This window comes from Psychrobacter sp. AOP31-B2-9 (assembly GCF_052378005.1).
Classification (GTDB): domain Bacteria; phylum Pseudomonadota; class Gammaproteobacteria; order Pseudomonadales; family Moraxellaceae; genus Psychrobacter.
Genome location: NZ_JBQSXG010000106.1, coordinates 1 through 10,845 on the forward strand (window position 1 = coordinate 1; position 10,845 = coordinate 10,845).

Below are 10,845 nucleotides of genomic sequence, written 5' to 3' on the forward strand. Positions count from 1 at the left end.
TATATCGATACAAGTTAGGTTTTAGCGTATCAGATTCTACGATAGTACTCTGGCAGTTCCAGTGCGAAATTTTGGTATACCCCAAGGAAACCAGTTATTTTACCCTTCAAACATATTAACAGACTACTCAAAATAGACTGTTAATATGGAACCATCTATAACAGACTTTAGAGTTATAGGACTGGTTGCTGTGCTTTTTTCCTATCATTAGCCTATACCTAAAAAATAAAACCTCTAAACGATACTCTATCTATCATTAGACTTATTTCTATTATTAAATGATATTAATATCATGATATTATCAATGGACATTAATTTATAAGTCTAAATAATATAGGTGGCGTTATGACCGTTCGTATTTATGTGAGAGCCAGCACTAAGGATCAAGACGCTAAGAGAGCCTTGTCTGACTTGATTAGCTTTAGCCAAAGCTATAACGATAACCTTGTTGAGTACGTTGAGCATTTCAGTGGTACAAAGCTCGATAGGCCAGTATTAGCTAAGCTATTAAAGGACGCTGATCAAGGCGATATTCTGCTGGTTGAAAGCGTGGACAGATTAAGCAGGCTATCTCAAGATGATTTTGCAATTCTAAAGCAGCGCATCAAAGACAAGGGCTTGCGATTGGTGGTGGCTGATCTACCAACTACGCATACGGTAAGTAAGGGCATGACAGGTGAGATCCTAGCAGTGATTAACCATATGCTGATCGACTTGTTAGCAACGATGGCAAAGCTTGATAACGATAAGCGTAGAGAGCGTATTAAGCAGGGGTTAGCGAATAGTGGTTATAAGCCCACAGGTAAGAAAGCCAATACAGTGAAACATAATCGTATTAGAGAGTTGGCCAGTCAAAACAATATGACGAAAGAGGAGATTGCTAAGGCGGTTGGTGTTGGGGTGGCTACGGTTTATAGGGTGTTAAAGCAGGGATGATAGCTGAGGTTTTTTAATTGTTTATTTGCCTTCTTATAGACACAATGCGATCAGACATATAATGATTAATCTTATAGATTCTAATCATACATTCTGATTCGAAAAAATTGCCTCCAATATAGCCGGGGCGGTTCACAAATATTTGCACTGGTTCTAGTGGAGTATCAATATTCCTTATAACCCATCCCAGCTTTCATGTTTAAAATTAATCACTCTTGGTAACGTTCCTCGATCACTTTGTTGTTGTAAAGTTTTACTACGATGCAATAAGAAATCAAGTAAGTGGTTGCGAATTTTATAATAGTGGCTATGGTGGTGAATATCATCTCGATGACGTGGCTTAGGAATGGTATTTTCAACAATTTCTGCCAAAAAAGCTCTAGGGCCGTTACTCATCAAAAAAATGCGGTCAGCTAGTAAAATTGCTTCGTCAATATCATGGGTAATCATAAAAACTGTTTGATGGGTTTCATTAACGATATTAACCAGTTCATCTTGAATCACGCCACGCGTTAGAGCATCTAACGCTCCAAACGGCTCATCCATTAAGAGCATTTTGGGCTGAGTTGCAAATGCACGAGCGATACCAACACGTTGTTTCATACCACCAGATAATTCGCTGGGTTTTTTATGCTTGACTCCTGCCAAGCTAACCATACCAAGATAATGGTTTATCTGTTCATCCAAGTATTTGGCAGAGATATTAGGGGTTTTGGCTTTGATAGCAAAGGCGATATTGTCGCTGACGGAGAGCCAAGGAAGTAAGGCATGACTTTGGAACACAACACCACGCTCTAAACCTGGAGCAGTAACCGCTTTGTCCCCCATGATTATTTCGCCACTACTAGCTTTTTCTAGCCCCGCTAGAGCATTTAAAATCGTGGATTTACCACAGCCAGAGTGCCCAATTAGGCAAATAAATTCGTTTTTATAGATATCAAAATTGACGTTTTCAAACACGTTTTCGCCTGTGCCATAGTGTTTGGTTAAATTTCTTAATTCAATCAAATTTTGAGCATCATTATTCGACATAACTCACCTTTTTTTGTAATAACCCAAACAATGAATCCAAAATCATACCTATTACCCCAATAAGCAATACCGCAAAAATCACATTAGCAATTGAAAGGTTATTCCATTGATTCCACACAAAATAGCCAATCCCTGTACCGCCAACGAGCATTTCTGCTGCCACAATGACAAGCCATGCTATCCCCATTGAAATCCGCATTCCTATCACGATAGTCGGTGCAGCCGCAGGAATAACAATTTTGGTCGCTGTTTGCATTGGTGATAACTCAAGCGTACGAGCGACATTGCGCCATTCACGGCGGACATTTGCGACACCAAAAGCAGTATTGGTCAGCATTGGCCAAATTGAACAAATAAAAATCACAAAGATACTTGATGCATCAGAATCCTTGATGGTGTAAAGCGCAATCGGCATCCAAGCAAGTGGTGAAATCGGCTTTAGCAGTTGAATAAACGGCATTAATGCGTAGTTTAATACAGGTGATATACCAATCATATAACCAAGTGGAATAGCAACAATCATTGCTAAGAAAAATCCAAGCAATACACGCCCTATCGAGTAACTAATCTGAATGCCAATGCCTTTGTCATTCAAGCCCCTGTCATAAAATGGGTCAGAAATATGTCCCCAAGAAGTTTTAGCAAAATCAGCTAGACTTGGAAATTCACTCTTCTGTCTTTTGACTACCGCCCCTGCTTCTGTGCCTTCGGGGATATCTCCCATCAGCACACTATATTCTAGTTTGAGTGGGTCAGTCGGTGCATGAAATTGTATTGGTAAAGTGGCCATATGCCAAATACCAAGCGTAGAGAGCAGAATTAATAAGGATAAAAGGTAACCTTTGGTTTTGGTAGAAATGTTTTTCATGTAGCGATTTACCCTTTATGACCGATAGCGAAAGAATTGAGGTACTCATTCGGATTACTAGGGTCAAATGCTTTACCCATCACGCTAAAAGAAGGATAGCCGCTTGCCAAGCCGGATCCATCTTTGCTTAATTTATCTTTAACTGGGTAACCCATCAATTGCATTTGTTTTTTGGCATCAGTGAGCATAAATACTTTTTCGGCAATATCTTGATAGTTAACACTCTCTTTGAGATAACCCCAGCGTTTCATCTGTGTCATCATCCATACAGCCACGCTGTACCAAGGTAATACATCAAAACTCATACGGTCTGGAAAATCTTGAATATTTTCAACACCATCAGCAAATCGACCCATCAGTGACTGACGAAGCACTAATTCTGGTTGATTAAGATAATTTGGTTTTGACAACAAGGTAGAAAGTCCATGCCGAATGGTACGGTCATTTGCCATAATATTCGCTTTTATAATAGCTCGATTCATTGCCAAAAAAGTTTGTGGATTTTCATTGATAAAGCTTTGCGATGTGCCAAACGAACAACACGGATGACCGTTCCAAATATCTTGACTTAACGTATGAATGTAGCCTGCCTTATCCCAAACTGCTCGCTGATTAAATGGCTCAGGTCCAAAAAATCCGTCGATATTGCCTGCCTTAAGATTGGCAATCATATCAGGCGGTGTGGTAAGTCGCAGTTTTACATCTTTATCTGGGTCAAGTCCATGTTCTGCCAAAAAGTAACGCAATAAATAATTGTGCATTGAATGCTCAAACGGAATGGCAAAGGTCATCCCTTTCCAATTTTTTGGGTCACGATTATCCTTGTGCTTGAGCGACATAACAAGGGCTTGACCATTGGTATTTTGAATTGCTGCTACTTTCATATCTTGCTGTGCAGAGCCGAGCCCTAAACTAATAGCAATCGGCATCGGTGCAAGAAAATGGGTCGCATCAAGCTCACGATTTACCATTTGGTCACGCACCAAAGCCCAACCTGCTCGCTTGAGTAAATTTGCCTTGAGGCCTTGCTCTTGGTAAAAACCCATTGGATCAGCCATAATCAAGGGTGTCGCGCACAAAATCGGTAAAAACCCAATATTAACTTGTTTTTTCTCTGGATTAAGTTTATCCAATGCCGCTGCTTCTTGTAGGCTTGCAATTGGCAAAACACTAGCAATCGCCGCCATTGCAGTCCCTGTGCCAACAGATTTTAAAAACGCTCGGCGAGTCGGCTCATGTGGAAACAAGGCTTTTATTGCTACCGCCTCGATAAAATCATGGCTCAGTTGCTCAGTAGTGCTTTGTTCGCCATAGCTTTTTTGCAAATATGTAACTTGCCGTGTTTGCTCATTGCTAAAACTAGCAGTGCATTCCAATTGACTAGTGTGTTTACCACAAGTACAACTACCAAAATGCAATTGTTGATCGCTGTTATAAGGGCGGAAAATATTATTCTGATGGTTGCTCATAAATTTTTACTTTAAAGTTTTTAAAAGATTAGACCGCTGACGATCAGCAAAGCTCAACAAAAATACTTATCATATTTTGATATATCAATATTGTCATTTAACCTATGATTTTTATAATGAAAAATCCATATCCGCCACGATTTCCACTCGTCCATCGCCCGCTTCTATCGCCTGTTGCATAATCAGAGTCTTACCATCATCAACAATCGTTTCCCAATGCGAATTCCTGCATGGACTACCTGTCACTGTCACCGCAACTGATTTGGTTTTTAGCCGAACCACAGGAGTTTGGTGACTATAGCCTTCACTGTCCAGATCCAGTACTTGGTGAGCGATGGTATCTGCTTGCTGGCGTATCGGTGCAACAAAACGACATGCTTGACCATCGATTGCCATACAGTCTCCAATCGCGTAGACATCGGCTTGTGATGTTTGCAAAGTCTGATTATCGACAATAATCCCTTGCTGTGGCGCAAACCTAATTCCTGCACGGTTAGGCAAGCGGCCATCTACAATTAATCCTGTGCTGGCAACCACTTCATCAACTGTAATCGTTTTATCGTTATCGGCAAAGTGAATTTCATATTGACCATTTTCATTTTTATCAATAGAACTAACTGTGTTATTTCCTAAAAAATTGATATTGGTACGCACGAGAGCATCTTTTACCATTTGGCTAGCTTTGGTCGGCAAAATTTCAGCAAGTGGCAATGCGTTACGGTCAATTAAGATGACTTGATGTCCTGCTTTGACAATATCTTCGGCAAACTCACTACCTATCATCCCTGCACCGATAATTGCTACCAACTGATTGGGTTTTACTGCCAATTTTTGTTGCAGTTTAGCAAACATATCGACATGGTTAATTCGCCAAACAAATTTTGGTAGTAAGCTTTTCGGTAAAACAGGTTTTGCCCCTATCGCAAATACCAGTGAGTCATAATTAAAATCACCCCTAGTGGTACGCACTTGCTTGTTAAGGGTGTCAATGTGCATGACAAACGTATTGGCGACCAAACCAATATTTAAACGCTCACTTTCGGCAGTCGCAAGTTGAGTAATCAGATTCTCAGCATTTTTACTTTGGCTAATAGCAATTGATAATTGCGGTTTATGGTATCTATTACCACTGTCTGCGGTAATTAAGGTAATGGGGTAGTCTGCGTCCAAAACACGCACTGATTCAATCACAGCCCAACCTGCTAGACCTGCACCTATTACCACCAATCCCCCTGTGTTACTGATAGGATTAATTTGGGGCTTGACGATGTTAATGGAGCGCGGGATAAATAATTCAAAATCTCGTTTGGTTACACCACACAATGGACATTGCCAATCTTCCGGAATATCTTCATAGCGAGTGCCTGCGGGAAGACCGCCATCTGGGTCACCCAGCTTTTCATCATAAATCCAACCACAGGCACGGCATAAGAACTGCTTCCACTCACCACGTCCGTCAGTTGGATTGTTATCTTTATCTATGTTCATATCTTTCTCTGTTATTAAGTTTTGAGCATATTCAAAACGCCACCACTCATTTTTTAATTAAAAAAAGATAAAATCAATTAGGCGTAATCTCAGTCATTAGTTGATGGGACAAAAAGCGTAAATGCTTAATCGCAGGGGTCACAATCGCCACAAAATGAGCTTCACGGATACGCCGTTGCGGATTAGACGTCATCAAGTAACCTCTTGCACCTTGATGTAAAAGACTTGCTTGCGTAGCATCTAGCGATAATTTGGCACTTTGGATACGTAAATCTAGAACATCTAGCAGATAGTCTTTGCTAGGGTTAAATGGTGTTTTGGCAAGCTCTCGAGTGTGATCCACAGTATTGTCTAATGCCAATTGCAAGCCGCTTGCTTGGTCTTCCAAAAACTGATTGACATGACCGAGTTGCCCTTCAACCGCACGAATATCATCAATTGCCCCTTGGATAATGCCAATACCTATACCCAACTGCATGAGTACAAACGCGCCTCGAATACGCTCGATAAAAGGTTTCGCAGGGTCGGCGATAATATCGTCGGTCGGTACAAAATAATCATTTAGCTCAATTTTCCAAGTGCTAGAACCTTCCATTCCACTAAATGTGGGACATTGGCTTAACCTCCACTCCCTTTTTCTCTCATCATCAAACGCTAGCAAAAAGAAAATATCGAATGGCAAGTCATTGCTGATGTTACTAATAGATTCTACCGTTGCTACCGCACCACAATACTGATGCGGTGCAATATGGCTAATCCAAGGCAAGGTGCCAGACACACGATAACCGCCTTCTACTTTCTTGGCACGTAAAATCATAGGTTCAATATTTGCCCAAGTTTTCATTGGATTGGATAATGCTGTACCGCCGAATGTATTGCCCAATGTGTGATTTGGTAATATACGGTTTTTGAGAGATGTATTCTCAGATTGGTCAAGATAAAAACCCATAACCTGATGACACCACGATAAAAAGCCCGTTGTACCACAAACTTTAGAAATCTGCGCTGTGCTCTCAATAGCTGTCATAAAGCCATTGTTTTGACTGCTCAAATGCGATGCAAACGCTCCAAGTTTAGCCAACTCTCCCATTTCTTTAATAGGATAATAACCTTTGTCAATGGCAATGGGGTCAAGGATTAGCTTTGCTGCATCACCAATGTTTTGCAGCAACCGCGGCCTATCTTTCCACTGTGCTATCAATGGCAATGAAGTATTTGACATAAGAGGTTTATCGTAAAAGGTGGCAAAATTGGTTGAGATTTGATGGCTCATGAGATGAAACAACCTAAATATTGATGGAGGAATAACTAAAAATGCAAAAACCGCTCATCACTTGGTTGAGATGAACGGTTTTATGCAATCAAATATGCAAAATCTCAACGACTTGCTTATTACGTTAGCTTTATTTTTTTGGAGCGAAAGGTTGTAATTCTGGGTTAATATCATTTTTAGCTACATTATTCGCATAGTTACAAAGAGTTGCTAAGGCAATGCCCATCACGATATCAAGAATATTGGTGTCGTTATAACCTGCATCTTTAATGGCTTGTAATTCGCTATCTGAGACTTGACCACGTTTGTCAATTAATTGCATAACAAATTGAGCAATCGCTTGGTATTTAGTATTATCTTCGATATTGGTACGTTCACGTAAGGCGTTTACTACATTTTCTGGCATTTTTAGTTTCGTAGCCACCTTAGTATGACCTGCTATACAGAAGTCGCAACCATTGTGAGCTGCAGCGGTAATCTGTACAACCTCAATTTCTTCAGAAGTTAAGCTATTACGACTATTCATCTTCCCGACTTCTTGGTACATCTCTAACGCTTGGGGTGAATTTGATAATACGCCAATTAAGTTAGGGATAAAGCCGTTTGCTTTTTCGACCGCAGCAATACGCTCTTTGGCTTTTTCTGGAGCAGTTTCAATAGTGTTTACAGTTAGACGCGCCATTGACTTTTCCTTTTTTAGGCAGTTTTAAATTCATGAATATTATTGTAGGTTTTTATCAGCGAAAGACCTAATTCGTAAATAGAATATATAAATCCCAATGTTGAATAAATACTTTTAATAATCTATCGATCTATACCCCACTTTCAACTTTGAAAGTGATTGAAAAAAGAAGAGCAGAGCACTAATCTAGTGTTTTCGACCAAGAATACAACGGAGTCATGAGATGCGCATAGATGAATTTATCATCAATATCTATTTAGATATAGAATGATATTACAAAATAGGGTGGTGTATCAAAAAGTATGCTGGAGTAATAAAAGAAGGGTGACAGCCGAAGCAAGATGATATATTTGAGGTTATGAAGACACAAATACAGATCAATTGCCCCGACTGTCACAGTCCCAGTTTAAAGAAAAACGGCAAAAAAAGCTATAGCAAGCAGAACTATCAATGTAAGGACTGCAAACGCCAGTTTATTGGCGATCATGCCCTAACTTATAACGGCTGTCACTCTACAATAGAAGATAAAATACGGCTAATGACAGTGAGAGGCTGTGGCGTCAGAGACTGACCCCTGCCGTCAAATCCGTATACATAAACTTGGGAGATTTTAGTTACGCAGCTTGACGATAATAATCAAACCACATCTGTCTTGGCGATTTATAGCTCAAGCCCTTTTGAATCCTAGTCTGGTTGTAATATAGCTCGATGTATCTAATGATATCGGTAATGGCGGCAAATCTAGTTTTATAATCCTTATGATATACCAACTCATTCTTCAATATGCCCCAGAAGCTTTCTATTGGAGCATTGTCGAAGCAATTACCTTTAGCGCTCATTGAACCTGTAAACTGATGCTGCTTAACGATCTTGTGGTAGGCATGGCTGCAATACTGGCTGCCTCTGTCAGAGTGAACGATTAGCCCTTTGTTTGGACGTTTATTCCTGATGGCCATGTTCAATGCGCGACAGACCAAATCTGCGGTCATGCGTTTGTTGATCGCATAGCCGACCAGCTCTTTGGTATATAAGTCTTTGACTCCCGCTAAATACAACCAGCCCTCATGTGTCCAGATATAAGTAATATCGCTTACCCATGCTTGGTTAGGGCGACTGGTGTCAAACTTCTGATCGAGCACGTTTGGATAGACCAGTTTGTGATGATTAGAGTCAGTGGTGACTTTAAAGCGCTTATGACGACGGCATTTGATGCCGTGTTCCTCTTTGATGCTTCTGACCATGTATAGACTAATATCATACCCTTGCTCGGTGAGCGTTGCATGCAGACGCTCAACACCATAGCGCTCATGAGTCTCACTATGAGCGGCTTTAACTAGTAGCTCGCACTGATTACGGTGTACCTGCTGACAGCTGATATCACGACTCAGCCAGTCGTAGTAGCTCGATGGTTTAACGCTAAGTACGCGGCACATCCTACTGATGCTAAAGATTTGCTGGTTGTCTTTGATAAAGGCGTACTTGACTAGCTGTCACTGCGGGCATAGCCCTTCGCCTTGCGTCACTAAAACAGTCTCCCAGACTGTTTCTTAACGTTCCTCATTCGCGAAGTACGCCGTCGCCTCATTCGAGCATAGCTCTCATCTTGCGTCGGGGCGAAGCAGTGCTTCGCTTTATCCCTCCTCATTTAAGATCTCGCGCTCCTCTTCGGCAACTTTAAGCTGTCGCTTTAGGCGTTTTACCTCTTCAAGCGCACTCATAAGTTCAGGGTCATACTGCTTTGTTCCTACAAGCTTGCCTTGATTGGCTTTGTTATGCCAATTTGAGAGCGTTTGCATCTCTATTTCGAGCTGCTGAACAGTTGCACTCAAGTTACGATTGTTGTCTGTTATCTTTTTGACAGCTTCAGCTTTAAATTCGTTACTGTAGGTTCTTAATTTCTTGGTCATGGTAAACTCCTATAATTGTGCTTAGTTTACCAAGTTTAGTTGTACGGTTTCTTCAGCATAGCTCATGAGCGAGCTCGTCGCTTAAACTGTAGTAAAACAGGCATTTATCATGCCCTAAAGCGCCTAGGCATCAGTCAAAAAAAAGACCTTAGAGCATCCAAAAGCCTGTCCGATCAAAAGAGCGATATACCACAGTAAGCTTAATAGCTTTAGGCAGCAAGGCTATCCCATCGTTTATATATACGCGCGCGGCTTTGAGCACGAGACCATTCGCTCTCATGGTTATGCACCGATTGGTAAGCCTTGTATCGATAGCTACAACTGGCAAGGTAAAAAGCGAACCAACGTTATCGGTGCTCTCTATGAAAAGATGCTGTTTGCACTAGATTACTTTAAGCACAACATTAACAGCAGCATATTCTACGAATGGTGCAAACAAACCCTAATCCCAAGTCTTAAAACCAAATGCGTGATTGTGATGGATAATGCCAGATTTCATAAGAGTAAGCGCATTCAAAAGCTACTGAATAGGCATGGTCATCGTATTCTATGGCTGCCACCGTACAGCCCTGATTTGAACCCTATTGAAAAGAAATGGGCACAAGTAAAGTTTCTACGCCAAGGCTGGTTGGAAAACGACTTATCCAAGTTGTTTTATGATGTTTGTCCTAACCATAACAATTTTATTTTGAACTGACTATATCATATCTATTCTTAATATAGATTAGGGTCTCTATATATATTTGTTTAAACTTGCCCAAATAACATTACGCCATGTATTAATGAAGGGCCTAAGAATACCATAAACAATCCCGCTAAAATCATTGTTAAACTAGCTATAACGCCCTCGTCCTCATTGCGCTGACTTGCCCGGGCTGTACCAAAACCGTGTGATGCATTACCAAATGCGATTCCATTTGCAAGATGTGAGCGAATACGAAAAAAAGTCAAAATCATATCCCCTAAAATCATTCCCACAATCCCTGTAATCAAAGTAAACAATGAAACTAAAGAGGAAGATCCGTGAATTTTTTCAGATAAGTCTAACGCAAATGGTGTCGATATTGAACGGGCCATCAAGCTATAGGTCAAGGTCTTATCAAAATGGAACAAACCAGTGAATAGGTATATGCTTAAGACTCCCACCACCATCCCAACAGTTATAGAAGCGGTCAAAGCCAAAGCATGTT

General features: G+C 40.7%; 9 protein-coding genes and 3 pseudogenes. 4 read left to right on the forward strand and 8 right to left on the reverse strand.

Going from position 1 to position 10,845, the window contains the following annotated elements:
* Positions 1-345 precede the first annotated feature (345 nt).
* A complete protein-coding gene (locus tag ACT3SX_RS11140; RefSeq protein WP_443549134.1) occupies positions 346-936 on the forward strand; it encodes a recombinase family protein in 591 nt (196 codons plus the stop codon).
* A gap of 174 nt (positions 937-1,110) precedes the next feature.
* Here the strand turns inward: ACT3SX_RS11140 and ACT3SX_RS11145 are convergent, their stop codons facing one another.
* The 6 genes from ACT3SX_RS11145 to ACT3SX_RS11170 form a co-directional block, all read right to left on the reverse strand.
* Complete coding sequence (locus tag ACT3SX_RS11145; RefSeq protein ID WP_192519725.1) at positions 1,111-1,968, reverse strand: ABC transporter ATP-binding protein; 858 nt, start codon at positions 1,966-1,968, stop codon at positions 1,111-1,113.
* A complete protein-coding gene (gene ntrB / locus ACT3SX_RS11150; RefSeq protein WP_192519724.1) occupies positions 1,958-2,836 on the reverse strand; it encodes a nitrate ABC transporter permease in 879 nt (292 codons plus the stop codon). Before ntrB ends, ACT3SX_RS11145 begins: the two co-directional genes overlap by 11 nt.
* Before the next feature lie 8 nt (positions 2,837-2,844).
* On the reverse strand, positions 2,845-4,305 hold the full coding sequence (locus tag ACT3SX_RS11155) for a CmpA/NrtA family ABC transporter substrate-binding protein (protein ID WP_192519723.1): 1,461 nt from the start codon (positions 4,303-4,305) through the stop codon (positions 2,845-2,847).
* A 111-nt stretch (positions 4,306-4,416) separates the two neighbouring features.
* Positions 4,417-5,793: an FAD-dependent oxidoreductase gene (locus ACT3SX_RS11160; protein WP_192519722.1), complete on the reverse strand. Its 1,377-nt coding sequence runs from the start codon at positions 5,791-5,793 to the stop codon at positions 4,417-4,419.
* Positions 5,794-5,866: 73 nt separating this feature from the next.
* Positions 5,867-7,015: an acyl-CoA dehydrogenase family protein gene (locus tag ACT3SX_RS11165; protein ID WP_192519721.1), complete on the reverse strand. Its 1,149-nt coding sequence runs from the start codon at positions 7,013-7,015 to the stop codon at positions 5,867-5,869.
* Positions 7,016-7,196: 181 nt separating this feature from the next.
* Positions 7,197-7,748, reverse strand: coding sequence for a carboxymuconolactone decarboxylase family protein (locus tag ACT3SX_RS11170; protein WP_192519720.1), 552 nt, complete (start codon positions 7,746-7,748; stop codon positions 7,197-7,199).
* A 358-nt stretch (positions 7,749-8,106) separates the two neighbouring features.
* Between ACT3SX_RS11170 and ACT3SX_RS11175 the strand changes: the two are divergent.
* A pseudogene (locus tag ACT3SX_RS11175) lies at positions 8,107-8,316 on the forward strand (IS1/IS1595 family N-terminal zinc-binding domain-containing protein); the annotation flags it as partial.
* Positions 8,317-8,362: 46 nt separating this feature from the next.
* On the opposite strand, the pseudogene ACT3SX_RS11180 reads toward ACT3SX_RS11175, so the two are convergent.
* A pseudogene (locus tag ACT3SX_RS11180) lies at positions 8,363-9,655 on the reverse strand (IS3 family transposase).
* Positions 9,656-9,718: 63 nt separating this feature from the next.
* Here ACT3SX_RS11180 and ACT3SX_RS11185 point away from each other — a divergent pair.
* Positions 9,719-9,853, forward strand: a pseudogene (locus ACT3SX_RS11185) (IS630 transposase-related protein); the annotation flags it as partial.
* Positions 9,840-10,352: a transposase gene (locus tag ACT3SX_RS11190; RefSeq protein ID WP_443549136.1), complete on the forward strand. Its 513-nt coding sequence runs from the start codon at positions 9,840-9,842 to the stop codon at positions 10,350-10,352. The pseudogene ACT3SX_RS11185 and the gene ACT3SX_RS11190, both read left to right, overlap by 14 nt.
* A 50-nt stretch (positions 10,353-10,402) precedes the next feature.
* Here the strand turns inward: ACT3SX_RS11190 and ACT3SX_RS11195 are convergent.
* Positions 10,403-10,845: LrgB family protein (locus ACT3SX_RS11195; RefSeq protein ID WP_444761737.1), on the reverse strand; the 443-nt coding region annotated here is incomplete at its 5' end.

Coding starts and splice junctions, on each gene's coding strand:
- ACT3SX_RS11160 (WP_192519722.1), bottom strand. CDS start 5,793: ATGAACATAGATAAAGATAACAATCCAACTGACGGACGTGGTGAGTGG.
- ACT3SX_RS11140 (WP_443549134.1), top strand. CDS start 346: ATGACCGTTCGTATTTATGTGAGAGCCAGCACTAAGGATCAAGACGCT.
- ACT3SX_RS11155 (WP_192519723.1), bottom strand. CDS start 4,305: ATGAGCAACCATCAGAATAATATTTTCCGCCCTTATAACAGCGATCAA.
- ACT3SX_RS11145 (WP_192519725.1), bottom strand. CDS start 1,968: ATGTCGAATAATGATGCTCAAAATTTGATTGAATTAAGAAATTTAACC.
- ntrB (WP_192519724.1), bottom strand. CDS start 2,836: ATGAAAAACATTTCTACCAAAACCAAAGGTTACCTTTTATCCTTATTA.
- ACT3SX_RS11165 (WP_192519721.1), bottom strand. CDS start 7,015: ATGTCAAATACTTCATTGCCATTGATAGCACAGTGGAAAGATAGGCCG.
- ACT3SX_RS11170 (WP_192519720.1), bottom strand. CDS start 7,748: ATGGCGCGTCTAACTGTAAACACTATTGAAACTGCTCCAGAAAAAGCC.